This is a genomic window from Streptomyces sp. NPDC044003 (genome assembly GCF_056435185.1).
This window is the reverse complement of the sequence record NZ_JBWKFA010000019.1, coordinates 81,806-101,261: the sequence shown is the minus strand read 5'-3', so window position 1 is coordinate 101,261 and position 19,456 is coordinate 81,806. Positions and strand designations below refer to the sequence as shown.

22 protein-coding genes, 4 pseudogenes and 1 riboswitch are annotated in these 19,456 nt (G+C 69.1%); of the genes and pseudogenes, 14 read left to right on the top strand and 12 right to left on the bottom strand.

The genetic code is table 11. The features are described 5' to 3' along the window. Positions 1-306: substrate-binding domain-containing protein (locus AC07AW_RS40030; protein ID WP_478820384.1), on the top strand; the 306-nt coding region annotated here is incomplete at its 5' end. Positions 307-400: 94 nt separating this feature from the next. Here AC07AW_RS40030 and AC07AW_RS40025 read toward each other — a convergent pair. Next, positions 401-1,123 (bottom strand): IclR family transcriptional regulator, encoded by a 723-nt coding sequence (locus tag AC07AW_RS40025; RefSeq protein ID WP_478820383.1) that lies wholly within the window; start codon positions 1,121-1,123, stop codon positions 401-403. 230 nt (positions 1,124-1,353) lie between these two features. Beyond that, positions 1,354-1,495, bottom strand: a riboswitch (SAM riboswitch). A 147-nt stretch (positions 1,496-1,642) separates the two neighbouring features. On the opposite strand from AC07AW_RS40025, the gene AC07AW_RS40020 reads away from it, so the two are divergent. After that, positions 1,643-2,230, top strand: coding sequence for an SMI1/KNR4 family protein (locus AC07AW_RS40020; RefSeq protein ID WP_478820382.1), 588 nt, complete (start codon positions 1,643-1,645; stop codon positions 2,228-2,230). A 120-nt stretch (positions 2,231-2,350) separates the two neighbouring features. Here AC07AW_RS40020 and AC07AW_RS40015 read toward each other — a convergent pair whose 3' ends face one another. Further along, entirely contained in the window at positions 2,351-2,941 is a 591-nt protein-coding gene (locus tag AC07AW_RS40015) for a YdcF family protein (protein WP_478820381.1), read from the bottom strand. A 94-nt stretch (positions 2,942-3,035) separates the two neighbouring features. Between AC07AW_RS40015 and AC07AW_RS40010 the strand changes: the two genes are divergently transcribed. Further along, entirely contained in the window at positions 3,036-3,440 is a 405-nt protein-coding gene (locus AC07AW_RS40010; RefSeq protein ID WP_478820380.1) for a hypothetical protein, read from the top strand. Between the two features lie 131 nt (positions 3,441-3,571). Here the strand turns inward: AC07AW_RS40010 and AC07AW_RS40005 are convergent, their stop codons facing one another. Next, a complete protein-coding gene (locus AC07AW_RS40005; RefSeq protein WP_478820388.1) occupies positions 3,572-4,390 on the bottom strand; it encodes a zf-HC2 domain-containing protein in 819 nt (272 codons plus the stop codon). 5 nt (positions 4,391-4,395) lie between these two features. Next, positions 4,396-4,962, bottom strand: coding sequence for an RNA polymerase sigma factor (locus tag AC07AW_RS40000; RefSeq protein ID WP_478820379.1), 567 nt, complete (start codon positions 4,960-4,962; stop codon positions 4,396-4,398). 255 nt (positions 4,963-5,217) lie between these two features. On the opposite strand from AC07AW_RS40000, the gene AC07AW_RS39995 reads away from it, so the two are divergent. The 5 genes from AC07AW_RS39995 (at position 5,218) to AC07AW_RS39975 (ending at position 8,563) form a co-directional block, all read left to right on the top strand. Further along, positions 5,218-5,721 (top strand): plastocyanin/azurin family copper-binding protein, encoded by a 504-nt coding sequence (locus AC07AW_RS39995; protein WP_478820378.1) that lies wholly within the window; start codon positions 5,218-5,220, stop codon positions 5,719-5,721. Next, the gene (locus AC07AW_RS39990; protein WP_478820377.1) at positions 5,711-6,169 is read left to right on the top strand and encodes a hypothetical protein; all 459 of its coding nucleotides are present in this window, start codon (positions 5,711-5,713) and stop codon (positions 6,167-6,169) included. The genes AC07AW_RS39995 and AC07AW_RS39990 overlap by 11 nt, the downstream gene beginning before the upstream one ends. Positions 6,170-6,301: 132 nt before the next feature. Beyond that, entirely contained in the window at positions 6,302-6,736 is a 435-nt protein-coding gene (locus AC07AW_RS39985) for a protein-tyrosine phosphatase family protein (protein ID WP_478820376.1), read from the top strand. A gap of 631 nt (positions 6,737-7,367) precedes the next feature. Beyond that, entirely contained in the window at positions 7,368-7,769 is a 402-nt protein-coding gene (locus tag AC07AW_RS39980; RefSeq protein WP_478820375.1) for a hypothetical protein, read from the top strand. Positions 7,770-8,065: 296 nt separating this feature from the next. Further along, positions 8,066-8,563: a hypothetical protein gene (locus AC07AW_RS39975; RefSeq protein ID WP_478820374.1), complete on the top strand. Its 498-nt coding sequence runs from the start codon at positions 8,066-8,068 to the stop codon at positions 8,561-8,563. An 89-nt stretch (positions 8,564-8,652) separates the two neighbouring features. Here AC07AW_RS39975 and AC07AW_RS39970 read toward each other — a convergent pair. Next, positions 8,653-8,831 (bottom strand): annotated as a pseudogene (locus AC07AW_RS39970) (IS5/IS1182 family transposase); the annotation flags it as partial. A gap of 540 nt (positions 8,832-9,371) precedes the next feature. On the opposite strand from AC07AW_RS39970, the pseudogene AC07AW_RS39965 reads away from it, so the two are divergent. Beyond that, positions 9,372-9,684: pseudogene (locus AC07AW_RS39965) on the top strand (helix-turn-helix domain-containing protein); the annotation flags it as partial. Here AC07AW_RS39965 and AC07AW_RS39960 read toward each other — a convergent pair. The 3 genes and pseudogenes from AC07AW_RS39960 to AC07AW_RS39950 form a co-directional block, all read right to left on the bottom strand. Beyond that, positions 9,673-10,408 (bottom strand): annotated as a pseudogene (locus AC07AW_RS39960) (IS5 family transposase); the annotation flags it as partial. The pseudogenes AC07AW_RS39965 and AC07AW_RS39960 overlap by 12 nt on opposite strands. Positions 10,409-10,456: 48 nt before the next feature. Next, entirely contained in the window at positions 10,457-11,038 is a 582-nt protein-coding gene (locus AC07AW_RS39955) for a hypothetical protein (RefSeq protein WP_478820373.1), read from the bottom strand. 158 nt (positions 11,039-11,196) lie between these two features. Next, the gene (locus AC07AW_RS39950) at positions 11,197-11,703 is read right to left on the bottom strand and encodes a DinB family protein (protein WP_478820372.1); all 507 of its coding nucleotides are present in this window, start codon (positions 11,701-11,703) and stop codon (positions 11,197-11,199) included. 196 nt (positions 11,704-11,899) lie between these two features. Here AC07AW_RS39950 and AC07AW_RS39945 point away from each other — a divergent pair, with 196 nt between their 5' ends. From AC07AW_RS39945 to AC07AW_RS39935, 3 genes and pseudogenes are all read left to right on the top strand, one after another. Continuing rightward, positions 11,900-12,385, top strand: a complete 486-nt coding sequence (locus AC07AW_RS39945; RefSeq protein ID WP_478820371.1) for a DUF6882 domain-containing protein — start codon at positions 11,900-11,902, stop codon at positions 12,383-12,385. Positions 12,386-12,883: 498 nt separating this feature from the next. Then, positions 12,884-13,486, top strand: a complete 603-nt coding sequence (locus AC07AW_RS39940; RefSeq protein ID WP_478820370.1) for a hypothetical protein — start codon at positions 12,884-12,886, stop codon at positions 13,484-13,486. After that, positions 13,464-13,821, top strand: a pseudogene (locus AC07AW_RS39935) (transposase); the annotation flags it as partial. The gene AC07AW_RS39940 and the pseudogene AC07AW_RS39935, both read left to right, overlap by 23 nt. 158 nt (positions 13,822-13,979) lie before the next feature. On the opposite strand, the gene AC07AW_RS39930 reads toward AC07AW_RS39935, so the two are convergent. Further along, a complete protein-coding gene (locus tag AC07AW_RS39930) occupies positions 13,980-14,777 on the bottom strand; it encodes a hypothetical protein (protein WP_478820369.1) in 798 nt (265 codons plus the stop codon). Positions 14,778-14,872: 95 nt separating this feature from the next. After that, complete coding sequence (locus AC07AW_RS39925) at positions 14,873-15,691, bottom strand: alpha/beta fold hydrolase (protein ID WP_478820368.1); 819 nt, start codon at positions 15,689-15,691, stop codon at positions 14,873-14,875. 198 nt (positions 15,692-15,889) lie between these two features. On the opposite strand from AC07AW_RS39925, the gene AC07AW_RS39920 reads away from it, so the two are divergent. Beyond that, positions 15,890-16,513: a hypothetical protein gene (locus AC07AW_RS39920; RefSeq protein WP_478820367.1), complete on the top strand. Its 624-nt coding sequence runs from the start codon at positions 15,890-15,892 to the stop codon at positions 16,511-16,513. Positions 16,514-16,629: 116 nt separating this feature from the next. On the opposite strand, the gene AC07AW_RS39915 is transcribed toward AC07AW_RS39920, so the two are convergent. Next, positions 16,630-17,640, bottom strand: coding sequence for a hypothetical protein (locus AC07AW_RS39915; RefSeq protein WP_478820387.1), 1,011 nt, complete (start codon positions 17,638-17,640; stop codon positions 16,630-16,632). A gap of 133 nt (positions 17,641-17,773) precedes the next feature. On the opposite strand from AC07AW_RS39915, the gene AC07AW_RS39910 reads away from it, so the two are divergent. Beyond that, on the top strand, positions 17,774-18,430 hold the full coding sequence (locus AC07AW_RS39910) for a TetR/AcrR family transcriptional regulator (RefSeq protein ID WP_478820366.1): 657 nt from the start codon (positions 17,774-17,776) through the stop codon (positions 18,428-18,430). Positions 18,431-18,647: 217 nt separating this feature from the next. Here AC07AW_RS39910 and AC07AW_RS39905 read toward each other — a convergent pair whose 3' ends face one another. Then, a complete protein-coding gene (locus AC07AW_RS39905; RefSeq protein WP_478820365.1) occupies positions 18,648-19,220 on the bottom strand; it encodes a hypothetical protein in 573 nt (190 codons plus the stop codon). Between the last annotated feature and the right edge of the window lie 236 nt (positions 19,221-19,456).

Here is a 19,456-nt window from a genome sequence, read left to right as displayed (position 1 = left end):
CTCCTGGCCGCCGCCCGCCGCTACGGACTACGCGTCCCGGACGACCTCCAGATCGTCTGCTGCAGCGAATCCACCGTCTACGCCACCACCGAACCACCCATCACGACGCTCTCGCTCAAACCCCGCAGGATCGGCACGGCCGTCGTCCAGCTCCTCATCGACGCCATCGAAGGGGTGGGGGAGTACAACCCGGACTCGATCGTCATGCCGTACGAGCTGATCGTCCGCACGTCCACCCGCCGAGGTCTCGTCCTGCCGTCGATGAGACCGGCCCGGTCGATCCACATGCAGCTGCTGCGCCCCTGAGGAACCGCTGTGTTCACCCCATCCGGTGACGCTGCTTCCGCTGGCTCCCAGGTGCGCCCGCGCGCCGGCGAAAGGCAACCTGGAGGATCCACCGTCAGGAGCGGCACACGACCTCGGTCAAGCGGTCGGCCGCGTCGACGGCGGCCTTCGCGAGCCGCGCGCCGGGTTGACGGGTGAGGCGTTGGATCGGGCCCGTGACCGTGACGGCGGCCACCACACGGTGGGACGGGCCGCGGACCGGTGCCGAGACGGAGGCCATGCCGGGTTCGCGCTCACCGATCGACTGGGCCCAGCCTCGGCGCCGTACGCCGCTCAGAGCAGTGGCCGTGAAGCGGGCACCCTGCAGACCCTGGTAGAAGCGCTCGGGCTCCTCCCACGCCAGCAGGACCTGGGCGGCGGAGCCGACCTTCATGGGGAGTGTGGAGCCCACCGGAACGATGTCGCGCAGGCCGGACGTCCGCTCGGCGGCCGCGACGCAGACACGCATCTCACCCTGGCGCCGGTAGAGCTGCGCGCTCTCGCCGGTGGCGTCCCGGAGGGAGGTCAGGACCGGGCCGGCCGCGGCCAGCAGGCAGTCCTCGGCCGCGGCGGCCGAGAGTTCGGCGATCCGGGGGCCGAGGACGAACCGGCCCTGGACGTCCCTGCCGACCAGGCGGTGGCGTTCGAGTGCGGTGGCGAGTCGGTGGACCGTGGGCCGTGCCAAGCCGGTGGAGGCGACCAGCCCCGCCAAGGTGACCGGGCCCGACGCCAGCGCATCGAGGATCACCGCGGCCTTGTCGAGGACGCCAACACCACTAGAAATATCCGAAATGTCCATGAAAAGGGGTACTCCAGTCTCGGTCCGCGAGCCATGACTCGCGGCGACCTCACCCGACTCGCGGCGACCTCATCCGAGGAGGGCAGGGGAAGGCAGGTGAGGGCGGGGGATGGTCAGCGGGAAAGGGCCGAAGCGGTCGGCCGATATGCCGCGACGATCACGAGACGGGTACGCGGAGAGCCCGGGACGGACAGAGCCGGGGCGAAAGGCAGCACAGAGAGCACCGTGTCTCCTCATCTTTTCCCACGCCACGTTGGCGCAGGCCGGAGTTGGCACTGATCCCGTCGGCGCGGCGCGAACATTGAGCGCCGAGTCGATCGGGGAGTTGCCGGGGCTTCGTAGGGCCGGTCCCTCCACCCCTCTGGATGATTCGCGGAGAACCATACAAGACTCCCTGGGCTACCTGCCAACGGCCCCCTGGTGGCGCAGTCGGCTCGAAGTGGTCCCACCGCAGGATGATCTCCAGCCGTCGCGAGACAGATCGCGATAGATTGCGGGCGACACGAGAAAAGAGCTCGCATGGACTCCCGCATCCCGCGGCTGCGACGCAAGCTGGCACGCATTCCCTACACGCCCGGCCGAAGCCACTCCTTCGGCGAGGAACTGCACGAATTCCGTCTCGGCCCCCGCCTGCCCGAAGCTCAGGCAGACGCCTTCGAAGCCGAGCATGACGTGGAACTCCCACCGCCCTACCGAGATTTCCTCACGCACCTGGGCGGCAGCGGTGCGTCCCCGTACTACGGGCTGATCCCGCTGGAACGCTGCACGCTCTTCACGATGAATCGCGCAGCTGCCGACACGCGGACGAGAGGATTCCGCCGGGCCTACCGCCCCACACGCGAGGGTCACCTCTTCCTGCACGTCATCGAACGCGGCTGCAGCGATCTCGTACTCCTGGGCGTGACCGGGCCTCTCACCGGTCGCATCCTCATCGGCAACGCCGACGGCTTCTGGGGCCCGAACGTCTCCTCAGCCCCGGATTTCCTTGCCTGGTACGAGCGGTGGCTCGACCACATGGCCGCCGGACAGGACAACCGAGCCTTGCTGCTCACCTCGCCGCGGCTGCATGTTCACCCACATCAGTACCGTCTCTCGCCGAAGATCTGACCTTGGGGGCGACGGGGACGACGGGGGACAACGGGGCGACGGGACGACGGGGACGACGGGACGACGGGGACGACGGGACGACGGGACGACGGGGGCGACGGTGACGACAGGGCGTCGGAGTTACGGCTTGCGTTCGGCTGCCGTGAGGCCGCGCAGTGTCCACAGCCCGTATGCGGCAAGCAACGGCTTGAACAGCGTCCACTCCCCGAGGCGACAGTCATCGGCGCGCACCAGTCTGTCGGCGAGATCAGGCCGCTGGCGGCGCAGGTAGGCACGTGCCTTGAGCGCGTGTGCGGGCTGGGACACGATCGCGATGCGTTCCGCATCCTCGATCAGCGGGACCACCTGGGTGATGTTCTCCCAGGTGGTCCTGCTCTGGTCCTCGACGAGAACGCGGCCCTCGAAGCGCAGAACGGACTGCGCGTAGTCGGCCATCAGCTGTGCCTCGGCGGTGTCACCGCCCACTGCTCCTCCGCTGAAGACGACCACGCTGTCGCGGCCGGCATCTGCGTCGACGGAGCGGATCCCGGCCCGGACCCGCCAGCGGTTGATGAGATTGATCGACTCGGAGGGGTTGCGGTAGCCGAGCACGACGACAGCCTGGGAACCGCGCCGGTCGGCCTTGACCAGGCTCCGAGACCAACGCCGGTTCAACCACTCGCCCCAGGCCAGAAGAGCGACTCCAGCGGCCGGCCATGTCCACGCTCGCATGACGAAGGATCCTACGGTGCGCCCGGTTCCGTCGGGGGCGCCTCGGGGCGGTCCGGCCGGCGTTCGGCGCGGTCCTCCATGCGATCCTCCGTGCATGAACGAATTCGGCGACGCGCGCGTGCGTCATGCGACGCTGCTGTGGATGTCCCTTCTGGCAGCCGACACCCAGGAGCAACTGTCCTGGGTGGGGGAGCGGGAGCAGGAGCTGGAGACGGAGCCGGTCGTCGAAGAGGTGGAGCTCTTCTGCCGCCTCTCCGAAGGATTCGCCGAGCGCGGAGTCCTCGAACCCGAGCAGCTGCACGCGCTTCAGGACGTCGGCCGGCGACTCGGCGAAATCGACGCCGCGTGCCGCGCCGGCCGCTGGGCCGACGCCCTCGCCACGGATCCTGCGTGGGACGACATCCGTCTTCTCGCCCGTCGGTTCCTCGTCGGCACGCTGGGGGACTGGCGCCAGCCACTGCCAGGCAGCCCCGCCCGCCAGCCCAGGGACGTCCACTGAGCGCGCGAAAGCCGGGCTCCGGCCCGCCGGGCTCCGGCCCGCCGGGCTTCGACACGTCGGGCTTCGACACGTCGGGCTTCGGTACGTGGGACTCCGGCACGTCGGACTCCGGCCGAGGCGCTGCTGACGGCTCACCGGGCGGCGGCTGCCGGGCCCGCCGAGGCCGAGGACCCGCCTGATCCCGCTCCGGCGAAGTGGGCCGTCGCCAGGACCGTGCCGTCCGCGGCCACCAGGCGGGCGCCGCTCACGGTGCCGGGATCCACGGGGGCAGGGGCGCCCCAGTAGCCGTACCCGGCCCTGACGGGGAACGAGCCGAGCGATACGGCGGAGCCGTCGGCCCGCACCAGGAGGCATCGCACCGGGCCGTCGGCCGCCCGTCCCTCACCGAGGTCGACCGACATGTACACCCAGCCGTTCCCGCCCGCGGCGTCCGCCGGGTGCGCATAGATCCGGCCCACCTCCCGGCCGCTCCCGGCCCCGTCCGAGGAGACCAGCGCGGCCTCCAGGACGTGCGGCGCCGGAGCCGCCACCTGCGGCGCGCCCTTCACCACCGTGCCGACCGCCCAGCCGCCGAACCCGAACGCCAGGGCCGCGGCCACGCCCGCCACCGCGACCCGGACACGGTGGCCCCGAATCCGCCAGCGGGCCGCCACCGAAGGGGGCGCGGGCGTGGGTCCGGCGGCCGGAGCCGGAGCCGGAGCTGGAGCAGGAGCCGGAGCCGGCGTACAGGCGGGGGCCATCGCCCGTACCACCCGACTCTCGAAACCCACCGGCGGTTCCGCCCCCGGCAGCAGCCCGAGCAGCCCGTCCCCGACCACCGTCAGCCGCTCCACGTACGCCCGGCAATCCGGACAGAGGTCCAGATGCGCCACCGCCTCGGCCCGCTCGCGCGCGGGAAGGATCCCCAGCGCGAGCTCGGCACCCATCTCGCGCAGCCGCTCGCAGTCCATGCCGCTCACAGCGTCTCCTCCCTCTCCAGGAGCGCCCGCACCTTGATCGTCCCCGTCCGGATCCTGGTCTTCGCCGTGCCCAGCGGTATGCCCTCGAAGGCGGCGACCTCCCGTGCCGTCATCCCGTAGATCCCGGCCATCACCAGCGCCCGCGCCTGCTCCCGGGGCAGCGCCGCCACCGCCCGCCGGACCCGCTCAGCCGCGTCGTCGGCCAGCGCGCGCCGTTCCGGAGTCTCCGACACGATCCCCACCAGGGCCTCCAGGTCCTCCGGGGCCACGGGGGTCGCGCGCCGAGCCCGTACGGCGTCGATCGCCAGGTTGTGTGCGATGGCGGTCAGCCAGGTCCGTACGGATCCACGCCTGCCGTCGTACACCTGGGCGTGCCGCCACGCCCGCTCGAAGGTCTGCTGGGCCACATCCTCCGCGAGCCGCGGATCGCCGACGACGGCGACGGCCACCCCGTAGACCGAGCGCTGGAAACGGCGCACGAACGCCACCGCGATCTCCGGATCGCCCGTGGCGAGACCGGAGAGCAGTGCCTCGTCGGGAACCCGCTCCAGCGGAAGGCCCATGCGTCCCACACTCGTGGATACGTCCGAAGTGCCCGAAGGGATGGTCCGAGCTCATTGTCCGCCCGGACTGCAATCCCGGCGCGGTCGAGTGTCGTACCCCCTGTGGGGACCGAACCGGAGAACCGATCCGGGGCGGAAGCCGCGGAGAGATCTGCGGAGGGAATCGCGGAGAGATCCGCGGGACCGATCCGAAGAGCCGATCCGCAGAGCTGATCCCCAGAGCTGATCCGAAGGGCCGATGCGGAGGACGGAACGATGACGAAACCGAAACCACGTACGCGCGTGCTGCTCGGCCTGTCGGCCGCCGCGCTGGCCGGCGTTCTCGCTGCCTGCGGAGGCGGCGACGGCGGCGGTTCGAGCAGCGGTACGACCACACCGCCCCCTGCTCAGAAGAGCACGGCACCCGGGGGCGCGACCCAGGTGAAGGCGGATCTGGCCGACTTCAAGATCAAGCTGTCCCAGCAGACGTTCACACCCGGTACGTACGCCTTCGTCGTGACGAACACCGGGCATCACGACCACGCCCTGGAGGTCGAGGGGCCGAGCGGCGAGAACCGCTCCGACACCATCAGCCCGGGGGAGTCCACCACCCTCACGGTGACGTTGAAGGACGGAACGTACGAGATCTACTGCCCGGTCGACGGACACAAGGACCTGGGCATGAAGACCGAGATCACGGTGGCCGGGGCCACCGTCAACAAGCCGGACACCACCCCGACCACACCGGCTACTCCGAACAGTCCCGGCAATGGTTACTGACCGAACCCGCAGAGCCGCCGTGCTCGTGATGCGGCTGACCGCAGCGGCCCTGACGGCGACGATGGGCGCCATCCACCTCTCCCTGTGGGCTGACGGCTACCGCGACCTGGCCACCATCGGCGGGCTGTTCCTGCTGAACGGCGTCCTGGGCTGCCTCCTCGCCGTGGCCCTGCTCGTCACCCCGTACCGCTGGCTCGGACCGGTGGCCGCCGCCACGGCGCTGTTCACTGCGGGCACGCTCGGTGCGCTCTTCCTGAGCCTCACGACGGGACTGTTCGGCTTCCAGGAATCGGCGGACGCGGACCTCGTCCGCCCCACCGTCGCGGTCGAGACGGCGGGTGCCCTGGTTCTGACCACCCTGGCGGTGTCCGCACTCAGCCACCGCCACCGCGACCACCGCCATGGTGAGGGAGAGCGGCCTGCACCAGCCCCGACTCGTAGGAGCTGATCACCAGTTGCGCCCGATCGCGCGCCCGCAGCCTGCTCGTCGGACCGTGGTCGTACGGACCCGCCTGGGGTACGAGCGATGTCGGTGTCTTGGCCGGCATGCACGGAAGAGGCTGCGCTGTACGGTGGCGCGATGACCGAATCCTGGCCGACGGGTGCCCCCGGCGTGCTGCGGCTGCCCTCCGGGCGCCTGGTACGCGGTCGTGCCCTGCGGCGGCCCTTGCCCGAGGGCCCCGCCCCCACCTTCGCCGTCTACCTGCTCGGCGGCCGCCCGCCCGAGACCCCGTGGTCGTCCGCCTGGCTCCGCTGGCCCGACTTCCGGCTGCCGACCGACCGAGCCGAGGCGCGCACGGTTCTCGTCGAGGCCTGGGAACGGGCGGCCGACGAGCGGGTCGAGCTCGCCTGCGGAGGCGGGCGGGGTCGTACGGGCACTGCCCTAGCCTGCCTCGCCGTCCTCGATGGCGTCCCGCCCGCCGAAGCCGTGGCCTACGTGCGCCGCCACTACGACCGGCACGCCGTCGAGACGCCCTGGCAGCGCCGGTACGTGCGCGCTTTCACCCCCGACTGAACGGCCTGATGGAGCGGCCCGATCCCCTGTGCGCTCGCCCCCCCGCGTCACGAACCCTCCCCAAGGGCTGCGGAGGTGTGAATCACCGTGTCCAAGGTGCGCCGGTCGGCGGTGAGTCGGACGCCGTTCTCATGGATGTACCGCTGCTCCTGGTGCGGACTTCGAAGCCGTGCCAGATGTCGGCGACGCGATGGCGACGCGATGGCGGCGCGGGCAGGAGACGTGGGCGAGGGCGGTCGAGATCTGCCGCGTCCTCAGGCCCGCGTCGGGGAGGTTGCCACCGCTGCGCAGCGAGTAGGTCCGGGAGGGGCGACCTGTCCGGCGTCGTTGCCCTTTCCGACCGAGCGCAACGCACGCCGGAGACAAGCGGGCCCCCGATCGCTGCTCCGGCGGAAAGCCAGCAGGTCAGGGGCGTCAGGCGCATGCCGGATGACTTGTTCGGCGTGTCGCGTCGGCCCGACGGCCCTCGCGTAGAGCGGAGGACATGGAGCCGCGACCGGGCGTCCCAAGGTGTCCGACTCTGTCCCGGACATCAGCATCCGTTGTGAAGGGGGAGTTCCTGGAACAGGCTTTCGTGCGTCGCGGGGCACCCTCGTGACGCACGTTCTCCGCTACCGAAAGGACTCCCGCCTTGTCCCGGTTATCCCGAGCGGCGAAGTCATCCGCTGTACTGGCCTCCGCCGGACTGCTGGCCCTCGCAGCCGGCGGCTCCGCGTACGCCGTCGGTGTCGATGCCTCCGCGCGCGACGCCAGGTTCACCGGCTCCTACTACGTGGGCAGCACGGGCGTGAAGATCAACGGAAGCCTGACGGACCTCGGCAGCTATTCCGGATCCTCCGTCGTCTACCTCAAGATCAACACGACCGAGGGGTCGACCAACTCGCCGGCCGTCGAGGCGCCGAACGGCACGAAGAAGTGGATCCCGGGCACGCTCACGTATCCCTTCCCGGGGACCTTCCTGTCCGGCTCCATCACCGCCTGCTCCTGGGCCGGCTCATGGTCCTGCGGGACGCCCATCGCGATCTACAGGTGAGGTGAAGGAACAGCGGGCCCCGGCTGGGGCCCGCTGTTCCTGGCCCAGAACGCATACGTATGTCCGCACCGGGCGACGGGACTCCCTGTCCCGGACCCGGTTGCGTGGGGGAGCGGCTGGCATCGCGAGGAGCTCCTCCACGGACGCCGATTCCTTAGGTCCATGCGGCCTTGCTGGGTCGTTGATGCCTTCGGTGAGCGTCGAGAAGCGCTTCGCAGCGAGCAGGCCGTGCAGGGAGCTGGGCCGAAGGTTGCCGGGTACAGGAAATGTGCGCGGCTCGACGAACGTGAATGCTCTTGTCGTTCAGCGTGCGGCGGGGGAAGGAAGAGGCGCGGACGATGCTGTTCTCGGTTCCGGATCAAGCGTGGTGGTGGATCTCGGCTGCGGCGACCGCGGCGGCTGCGATCACGTTCGGGGTGCTGGCGCCTGAGCCCGACGAGGTGCCAGAAGCGGTCCGAGCCGCAGTCGAGCAAAACAGAAAGGTCGGCAAGTGGGGTGCCTACATGGGGATCCCCGCCCTCTACGCCATGGCCGGCCTGGCAGCGCTGATCCGGCCGGAACCGGCGCCACTCATCCTGTTCCTGTACAGCGTTGTGGTCGGATCCATGCCGATTGCCCTGCTCCCGATCCGGCGTCGGATGCATCGGCACTACTTCGCCCAGCTGCAGACCCCCGGGACCAAAATCACCCTGGACCGCCTCTCGGCCACCTGGCTCTACAGCGTCCTTGGCGTGGTAATCGTGGCATCGACCGCGCTGGTGATGGCGGCCACGTATGAGCCCAGGGGTCTTTGAACCAGCGCCCTGCCTGGTGAGTCGTCGGTAGTTGATGAGGCTGGCGGCGAAGGCGGGGAAGTGTTTCGGCTTGCCTTCGCGGCATCGGTGGAGCCGGCGGCAGGCGGCGAGCCAGGACATGGCCCGGTCAGCAGCCCTCTGTGAGAGCCCGCATGCTCACCGAGTCGATGGCGAAACGCGACCAGTCCAGACCTCCCTGGGCCTCGCGTTCGTCCAGGATGACCCGATGGAGGCGGGCCCAGACCACCCCCTTGCTCCAGGGTCGAAACCCCGGTAGCCCGTCGGCCAGGCCGGCACGAACAGGGGGCTTGGGAACCCAGAGTCATGGGTGGCAACGTTCGCTTGTCATAGCTAAGTTGACTGCCCGGGGAGTCCAATACCGCCCACGGATCGGATAGAGCGGCTGATCGTGACGGACGTCGGTGCGGGGCCGTGAGGTCCGCGTGGCGTTCCCCCAGATACATTCAGCATGGCGGACCCATGTGCGAGGCGGGAAACTGGTCGGGGCAGTGGGGTCGGCCGAGGCAAGGAGGGGACCGTGTCCCAGGAGGAACGTGACGCCAGGCTGGGCCTGACGGGCTTGACCGGCGCCGAGAGGGAAGCCCGGATACGCCTGCTGCGGGAGCGGCTTGAAGCGGAGGCCGCGGCGGCGAGGGCCGCTCTCGAGGCGGAGCGAAACCGCAAGGCCAACCGGAGGACCTAACGGCCGATGCCGCGCTGAACGACAACGCAGCACGGAGGCCGGGATCGTGGGAATGGTCGTGCACGACGTTCAACAAGACGCGTTGTAAAGCATGTTGCAGAAGGCTACTACCGCACGAACCCCACGATGCGGCAGCTCGCGCCGCCGTTCGGTTGTCCACCGGCGACCGTCTGCCCGGTCATCCAACGGCTTATGCCGCTGCTCCAAGCCGGTGGTCGCGGCGGCACGGCCGCCGGTGCCCGGCAACACCGCGGACGCAAGGGCCCGGCGGGACTCCGGTCTGGCCCAGCACTTCGAAGGCGTGACCACGCCGGCCGACGGCGCCTACGTCAGCACCGGCCGTGTCGTCCCTCACCGCAAACGCCCCGGACGGGCCCTGCTGCCGGGCAAGGAGGACAACAACGCCGAACACCGACGGCCAGGCGAAGGTCCGCTCGATCACCCAGCGGGTCTTGCCCAGGCCCGAACCGTGGGCGACGCCTCAACGGGCGATGAGAGGCTTGATCCCACGCTTCCACAACAGGCGGCGGTACGTGTCGAAGTCGTAGTCCCGGTCGGCGAACAGCCTGCGTGGCCGTGTGCGCGGGCGTCCGCGCAAGCCCCGAATCGGTGGGATCGCATACAGGAGCGGCACGAGCTGGGTGACATCGTGGCGGTGGCCGCCGGTCAACGTGACGGCGAGCGGAGTGCCGTGCCGGTCGACGATCAGCTGGTGCTTGCTGCCCGGCCGGCCCCGGTCGACCGGTGAAGGTCCAGTGTGAGCCCCCCTTTGAGCGCCCAGACGTGAGAGCCGTCGATCGCCGAGTCGTCCCTCTCCAGGAGACCCGCCGCTCGCAGCTCGGCGAGAAGGACCTCGTGCAAGCGGGGCCAGACGCCAGCCTCAGTCCAGTCCCGGAGCCGACGCCAGGCGGTCACTCCTGAACAGCCAACCACCTGGATGGGCACATCGCGCCAGGCCACGCCTTTGCGCAGCAAGTACACGATGCCGGCCAGTGCGACGCGGTCCGATGCCGGAAGTCGTCCGGGTGGCGATGGCGCCGGGCAGCCCGAGTAGGGAGAAGCGCAGCTGCACGCTCCCAGGGATCGTCGGAAACAAGGTCGGCAGACTCGTTGGAGAGTCTGCCCGACGCGATGTCAGGCATTGGCAGAGATGCCGGTGTCGATGCGACCGCGGCAGCGGACCGTCAGGTTCAGCGCCAGCCACCGTGGCGAGGCTCCAGGTGCTCGCCGAACGGTGGGTCGAACGCCTGCCCGTCGTCGTCGGTCACGATGTAGTCCGGTTCGGTCTTCGAGGCGGCTGCGTGCAACCGGATGACGAGGTCAGCGGCCGGCGTGATCCGCAGTGACAGGGCTGCGGCCACCTGGGCAGCTTCGTTGTCGATGCCCGGGTTGTACTTGGCACGGGACCGTTCAAGGTGTTGAGCGGAGATCTGCATGACCTCCAGATCGCCACCGCCCGAGAATGTGAGGCAGTCCCGCCACTCCAGCCCGATGATGATCTCCAGCGCGTCCGCGAGGTCATCGGCGAGCAGCCCACCTTCCCCTTCGGAACTCGCGAACACCACTGGCCGACGACCGTTCTGCTCAGCGCACAGGAAGTACGCCCCACCGGCGGATTCCCCGGCGATCACCTCCAGTGGCGCACCCGAGGCAGGCCTGAAGCCCTCGCCATAGTGCTTCCGGTGGATGTCGAAGCCGAACGATGACCGCAGCAGCAGATCGATCTCCGGGCTGGTCTGGATCAGGTCAAGCAGATGATCACTTGAGGTCATGGCACGGACGATAAGCGCCTACCACTGAGGTGTCAGCGCTTGGGCGAACAGCGCGCCCGTGTTCGACCGCGCCGCGACCCCGCGGATGGCGCACCACATCCACTACGGGGCAGGCCACGCCTGCCTCGAGCCATCACAAGTCATTCTGAAACCACCAGTTAGTCGCCGGTCGTGCCGTCGAGCATCTCGCGCAGGATGTCCAGGTGTCCGTTGTGGCGGGCCGTCTCCTCCGTGAGGTGGAGGAGGATCCAGCGCAGGTCGACGTGGACGCCGTTGCGGACGGGGCGCTGGGCCTGTTTGTCCAGGTCGTTCCCGGCGACCAGTTCGCGGTAGTGGGCGCTCTGTTCGGCGTATTCGTCGAGCAACTGCGTGAGCGGGAAGTCCACGGCGATACGCATCTCGCGGTCGGGGTCCTCCTCGGTCCAGGGGCCCCGGTCTTCCTCGCCGAGGAAGACCACTTGGAACCAGTAGTACTCGACCCAGCGGAGGTGGTTGATCACTCCGCTCATGGTCATCAGTGGTGAGCTCGGCAGGAGCGCCTTGCGTGCGTTGTCCGCGGAGACGCCATCGCACTTGGCGCGGGCGGTGTCACGGGCGTAGTCGAGAAACGTGGTGAGCTGGGTGCGCTCGTCCCACGCGGGCGGCGTGTCGTCGATTCTGGTCATCGTGCGAAGCGTCCCTGATCACCGCGACCGATGTCGAGGTATTTATCGACGGATCCAACCTGCTCCACCCAGTTCCTTTGTCCGGCCGGGTCGCTAGAGGGATTCAGCGCGGGGGACTGCCGTGCGTGGTCCGCCGGACAGGCCCTAGCAGTTCGGATGGGAGGATCTTGCCGACAGTTCTGCGCGAGGAGACAAAGTGGACGAGCGCTCGAACCATGACCACTCCGGCTGGGAAGAGGTCGTGCTCGCGGCTCGCGAGCGTGCTCGCACTCGGCAGGACTTCATGGTCGAGCGCTTCGGGCTGTCGGGTGATGTGCAGTACCACTGGTCGATGGACGATGCGCAGATCACGTGGTCGCGCAAGGGGAAGGTGTTTCTTACCGGCCGGCTCACCATGATCGGCAGCGTCAGCCTCGCCCAGCAGTCCTGGCTGTGGTCCTGGGCGAACGAGTCACTGCCGCACACAATCCTGGGCGACATCGAGCAGGTCCGGCAGTTCGGCGAGGAGAACGACTACCCCGTCCTGCCGTGGCCGGGCTTCACCTACCACCCCGAACTCGTCGCTGAGGCACGAATGGTCGCGGCATCAGTGCTCGACGCCGACGGGCTGTGGGTGGACTCCACAGACGAACTGCAGCTCCACTTCCTGGTCCACGATCTGGTACCCGCTGAACAACCGTGACGGGCACCCAGGCGCCCGGGCTGCCAGTGCCGGCCGCCGCACCGTCGTCGTCGATGGTGGCGGCCTTGTACCGGTCGTCCAGGGCTTTGATCTGCGGGGTCCAGAGCTGGACGATGTGTTCGTCCAGCAGGAGCCACGCCTCGTGAAGCCAGTTTCGGCAGTAGAGGTCGTTGGTGTACTCGTAGATGTCGTCGCCGTAGCCGCGCTCGATGGCGCTCACCAGGGCAGCCCATGCATTCACCGTTTCAGCGACCGTGAACGCCGTACGCCAGCCGCGCCGGTGCAACAGCTCTCCTGCCTCGGTTTCAGTAGCCACGGGCGTGAGGCTCTCATGCCGAATCCGTCGGGGCGAATGAGATGTGTGCCGCCAGAGGCCGGCGTGCCCGCAGCGTGCCCGCAGCGTGATCAGGATGGGGTGATCACGTCAGCCACAGAGAGATCACCCCATCGCGACCAGCGGTTCCTGGGCAGCTCTTGGACCGCCCGTAGGGTGCGGTCATGGAAGAAGTCCCCTGGTTCGAGTACGACGAAGACGACCTGAACGTCACGCAGCGCTTGTTCGTGGATGTCCTCGCCGAACGTGCGAGCTCTTGGCTGGTCGACCCGCTCGACACAGTCGTGGTACCTCCGGCCAGCGCTTCCCACCGCGAGTTGATCGTCTGGCTGGACATCGTCGATCCGCAACGTAACAGCGGGATCCTGACGGTGGGCGCCCACTTCAATGGATCTGAGATCCACGCAGACAAGCTCCACAACCAGCACTTCTCGCTGCCCGATGACGCGACTGAGTTCAGCTTCACAGCTGCCGGAAACCCGACAGGGCTGGCAGAACAGACGGCTGCTTGGTTTGAGGGGATCCTGACGCGTCCCCTGGTCCGCTGCGAATGGCAGCACGGGGGAAGAACGTACGCGGTTCGCTACGAGTTCGCCGATACCGGCCGCGGTCTCACTGAGGGCTTCGAAGAGGCACTCGCACCCCGCCGGCTTCGGACGCGATTCGCCGCAGAAGGCATTGTTCGAGGCCGGGGACGGATCAACCGCGCCGACCTGGGAGAACCAGACCTGACTACGCGGATCCGGGGTGGCCGCCCCGATCAGTAGTTACACCTGCAAGATCCGCCTCGCCGGGGAGGGTGAAAGCCGCCCGCTCGGATTTGTCATCACGCCCGGCCAGTGGGGGCGCGCCGAAGATGATTGCCGTGCTGGAAGAGAGCAGCGTGCCCCGGCAGGCCGGTGGACGACCACGCACCCGGCCCGACCATGTCGGGGGAGACAAGGCGTACTCGTCACGCCGCAACCGGCGTCACCTGCGCAGGCGTCAGATCAAGCACACGATCCCCGAGCCGAGGAACCAGAGGGCCAACCGCCAGCGCCGGGGCAGCCAAGGCGGCCGGCCCACCGGGTTCGGCAAGACGGTCCGCCGCCGTCGCAACGAACGGAGTCAACTCGACCACCTGATGCTCTGTCAGGCCGATCGACGCAGGCTCCTCTACCTCTCTCCTGGGCGTGCTCGAAGCGGCAGTGCGGCCTGACCTGATCCCAGTGCCTCCGCTGGTGCTCAACCAGCTTCGCTAGAGCCGCGGTTGGCCGCCGGTCACCGAGGTGGCGGGGGTAGCACGGCGAGTCGTACCCCGTGCCGCGTGCGCAGTCGGTGGATTTCCCACCAGGCGAGCAGGGTGGCCGTCGCGGCCCCGTTCAGGGGCAGCGCGGACGGCACGTCCGGCCATTCCGTCACCGGGAAGAGGAGGTCTTGTACGGCCATCTCCCAGACGTATCCGACGGTGATGAGGGCCGGCAGCGCGGGGTGGATCTCCATCGTGCGGAACATGTATCGGTGCACAGCCGGAATCGCGTGGGCCATGAAGCCGAGCAGCCGGGCGGTCGCGTAGATCGCGAGCACCAGTACGGCGATGAACAGCGTCGTGCCCACCGCCTGGGGTATCCCGTCCACCTGGATGCCGCCGAACAGGCTGACGGCCAGCCCGAGCCAGAGGGCGGCCACCACCAGCAGGTGTCCGAAGAACGCGGTGAACGCGGTGAGCGGACCCCACAGACGGGAAAGGAGCTCACCACCGATCTGGCGGCGGACGACGATGAGATAGACCGTCACGACGACGAGCGCCGACACCGCCAGGGCCGCGGGGGCCAGGAGAACACGCAGTCCGGCATCCGCCGCCCACGCCGATACGAGCACCTGGCCATGGAACACCAGCGGGACCTTGATCACCGCCATGATCGCCAGACCCACCCAGAAACGCAGAGCCGGCAGCAGCGTGCCCATAGCAGGAAGCACGGTCTCCGGCAGCGGCGCCATCCACCGGTGGGCCAGGGCCCCGTCCTTGTCCAGCCCTCGCAGCCTGCTGCCCCGCTCGTCACCCGTGAGTTCGGCCATGGGGTGGATCGTGGCATCCGAAACCGCCCGGACGACACCGCTCCGCAGCACCGCTCGGCAGGACGGCGCTATCGCACCCGGGGGCACCCCATGCGTCACCCCGGCCGAGCCGCCTCACCCCGGTGCTCGACCAGACTGCACAGGAAGGTGTGAACAGCCGCGGCGAACCCCTCAGGGTCGGTCTCGTGGACGGCGTGGCCGGTGGGGAGTTCGACCAGCTGCGTGGCCGGGCGCTCGGCGGCCATCTCCTGGGCGTGATCGGCGTGGAGGATACGGCTGAGGCTGCCGCGGACCAGCAAGGCCGGACAGCTGCTGCCAAGCCATTCCTGCCAGTGGCTGCCGTTCAGAGCGCGTTGGGAGGCCACTATGTCCTCCGGGCGGAAGGCGAGTCCCCAACCGTCCCCGTACTCGCGGATCGCGTCCGACAGGTAGGCGGCCGATCCCCCCAGCGCCTCAAGAAGCGCGGACCGCGTGGATGTGCGGTGTGGCCATGCGAGGCAGAACGACAAGTCGCCTTTCACATCCGCGCCGATGTCCTCGATGACCAGGGCGCGTACGAGTCGGGGATGGCGGGCGGCGAGCTGGTAGGCGTTGACGCCGCCCAAGGAATGGCCGAGGACGACTGCAGGACCGAGGTCAAGGTGGTGCAGTACTGCTGCCGCATCCGCGACGTACCCGGCGCGAGAGAAGTCCGGCGGCTGGTCGGAGTACCCGTGGCCACGCTGGTCGAGGGCTATGACTCGCCAGTCCGGTGCCAGCTGCCGGGCCAACCGCGCGAACGTCCGCGCCTCGCCGAAATGCCCGTGCAGGGCGAGGACGACGGGGCCGGAACCGCCGAAATCGAGGTAGGACAGGCGTCGTCCCGAGATCGACAGGGCAGCTCGTGCAGGTTCGGACGGGATGGTCGCTGACACGGACACCACCGTGTCATGACCGAACCTCAACCTGCATCCGTCTCATCCGTCTCATCCGACGCATCCCACTACCCTTCGCCCGGCCGTGGTGGCGTCGGGGCAGGACTCATCCCATCGCACTGCGTGCGTTTGACATCCCCTGACGGCCAGCAAAGAGTGCCTTTCAGGCAATCTGAGACATATAGACAGGAGTCAGGAATGCGTTTGTTCACCGACCGTGGGCGTCTGGGCGTCATCGTGCCCGCGCTGGCCGCCGCGTTCGCCGTGCCTTTGGCGTCCGCGACCCCCGCCGCGGCATGCTCGTCCACCGGCACCGTCAGCCGCTCCGGTGGGACCGTCACGTTCGAGCCGGTGTCGGGCGCGGCCAACCAGGTCACCTTCTACGTCGCGACGGCCCCCCTCCTACGGGTGTCCGACCCGGGAGGAATCACCGCGGGCCCCGGCTGCACCCAGACCAGCCCGCGCACCGCGACCTGCGGAACGATCGACGGGATCGCCGACATCCACGCCGACGGCGGCGACGGGGACGATCGACTCGCGGCCGGGGCGGATCTCAACATCCCCGTCGACTTCAACGGAGGCCCCGGCCGGGACGTTCTCGTCGGGGGCACCGCCGACGACCACCTGCAGGACCCCGACGGCTGGCCCACCCGTCCCGACCGGGCCACCTTCCGTGGTCTTGCCGGCAACGACGTCATCGTCAGTCGCAACGGCGGCTATGACCGCGTGGAGTGCGAGGGCGGCATCAACGACACCGTCACGGCGGACCTGGTGGCCCTGGACCAGGTCACGAACACCTGCGAGACGATCAACCGCGGTTGACGCCCGCGGTACGCGCCGAACGCACTGCAATTCAGTCGAACGCAGTGCCATTCATATGAGGGTGCGGAGCGGACCCCGAGCCGCGGCCGGCCACCGGCCGCCGTGTGCCGGGTCCGTCACCTCCGATACCGCTGCGCCACTGCCGCGAAGGCCACCTTGGGTTCCCATTCCATGTCGGGGTACGTCTGTCCCCGGCGCCCTTCCAGGAGTTTGACGATGCCCAGGCCGGCCCGGTCCAAGTCGTCGCGGGGGTCGCCGTCCGGACGGTGCGGGTAGCCGGGCAAGGCGAACAGGAACACGAACGCGCTGTCCACGCCCTCGGTGTCGAAGATCTCCAGCAGCTCACTCAGGTACGCGGCCTGGCCGGCCTCGTCACGCTCGTACGAGCCGTTCAGCCGCACAGGGGCCTTGGTCTCCGGGTCGTACTCGACCACCTCCAGCACCCGGCCGCCGCGGTCTCCCGCGCCACGGTAGGCCGCCGTGCCGAACCCGGTGATGGCGAGCGGCTTCGGCCCCCGTGCCAGGCTGTGCACCGCTTCCCGGAACCGGTCGGCGACCTCGGCGGAGCGGATCAACTCGAACGTCACGAAGTCGAAGGGTGTCCAGTCGACCTGCTCGAACTGGATGGAAGCGTAAGTGAGTTGGCCCTGGAAGGATTCACGGACCGCGGCCGCGGCATCGCGCAGGAACGCGTTGATGCGCACGCCGAGCTCGCGCATCGCGTCGGCCCGCCGCTCGGGTCGGCTCATCAGCTGCTCGACGCGCTCCTCGGGGCTCTCTCCGGGCAGGAACCCGCGGTTCATCACGCTCAGCTCGACCCCTGCCACGAACACGACGGTGGCCCCCTGCTGCCGGAGCCGCTCCGCCCGTTCGGCGCAGTCGCGGAACAGCGTGAGGATCTGTGCCGGGTCCAGCTCCAGCGGATACGGCGAGAACCAGACCTCCAGGCCGAGCTCGGCGGCGGTACCGGCTGCCAGCTCCAGCCGGTCCGGGTCGCCTCCGATGATCTGGACCGCGTTGCAGTGCAGGTCGTCGCGAATGATGGCGAGCTCGCGCCGGACCACCGCGGGGTCGAGCTGCTCGCGGGACGTCCGGCCGTCGACCACGAATCCGGTGTCGTAGGTCATTCCTCTTGCTCGCATGGTGATGCCCTCTCCGTCGGCGTCGGTTGGGGGCGAGACTGACAGGGAAAGTGCGTGCGCGCAAGATTGCGTTCACGCAAGATTGCGCGCGCGCACCTCTGTGTGGAACGCTGACACCGTGACGACACCACCACCCGGGCTGCGGGAGCGGAAGAAGCAGGCCACGCGCGAGGCGCTGCGCGAGGCGGCCCTGCGTCTGGCCGTGGAGCGCGGACCGGACCAGGTGCGGGTCGAGGACATCGCGGAGGCGGCCGGGGTCTCACCGCGTACCTACAACAACTACTTCGCCAGCCGCGAGCAGGCGATCGTCTCCGCCGTCACCGGGGACCGGGAGACCCGGATCGCGGCGGCGGTCACGGCCGGGCCCGCATGCGTGCGCCTTGCCGACGCCATCACCGAAGCGGTGGTGGAGCAGTACACGAACACCGGTGAGCGCGAACAGCAGGCGCTGTTGCTGATCACCACCCGGCCCGCGCTGCGCGACGCGTTCCTCGACGCCACCGCCGGCATCGAGCCACCCCTCACGGCGGCGATCGCCGAACGTCTGGGCGACGCCGGAGTGCACACGGCCCGCGTACTGGCGGCCGCCGTGGCCGCGGCGGTACGCATCGCGCTGGAAAGCTGGCTCCAGCCGGCCGGAAACGGAGCGGTCGCCGGGAGTTCCGCCGCGGGAGGCCTTGTCGTGCCCACCGGCTCACTGCCCGACCAACTCCGCGCGACGCTGTCCCCGCTCGCACCCGCCTTCGACGCCGCCGAGCGACGCGCCCAGCCGTGACGTCGACCCGACCGGGTCGCGCACGGCGAGGCGACTCGTACTCGCTGCGCGCACTCCCCGCGCGTACTCCCTGCGTGGCGGTGATCGCGCTACCCTCCCCGCGACGTCGATCCGCCCGATCCAATCGATGAAGCGTCCCGCCACTCACTCCAGAGCGGCAGGGACGGCCGAGCAGTCAGGCCCAGCCGAGCAGTTGAGTCAAGGCCGAGCAGCCGGCTCAGAAAGGCTCGAAGCTCGGATTCACGGGACCGATCTCGCCGCGCTCTGCCAGCTCTCTCAGATCCTCCGGCTCAAGGAACTCCAAGGCGTCCGGGTCGATCCCGTGATACGGGTCGACGTCACGCAGACGCTCTGCGAAGGAGATGACGAAGTCGGTGAACGGCCCATCGAAGACCTCTGGTTCGGCCCCGTTGATGTTGGTGACCACCTTCCAGAGATCCGGCTCCGGGGCGCACGGCCAGAAGAAGTGCTCGTCGCCGAAGTGGTCGTATCCCCAGGAGATCAGGCCGCCGGGGGAGGGATGGAAGCGGTACGGATACTCGTCCGAGTCCCGTCGCCACGACTGGCCGAACGTCTCGTGGATCCTCCGCATCCTCGTCAACAGCGGACTGGAACCTCGCGGGTGGAAGACGACCAGCTCGCCGCAGATGACGCCCGTGCCGAAGGTGTCCAGGAAAGCCTTGAAATCGCTGGGCAGCGCCGAGCCGACGTAGGCCTCGACCTCAGCCCAATCCTCCGGATCCGGCTCACGAGCCGGGGGCCGGCCGAACAGCTCTACAAGATCATCCAATCCCGCTCCCGCCATGCTCCCCCACCTCGCTTGATCGTTCCTCGCCGACGGCAAACCCATTCTCGGCGGACGTGGTTCCCGAACCAAGAGGCGGTGGGCTCGGCACGGTGACCGACGGTCATCGGCAGATGCGAAGGAGGCTTCGCCGACTGGTCGTCCCCGCGAGGAGTGGCCGCCGGTACGGCAGTGCCTCGCCCCCGGTGATGTGGCTGTCGGAGGCGAGGCGTCCGTAGGCC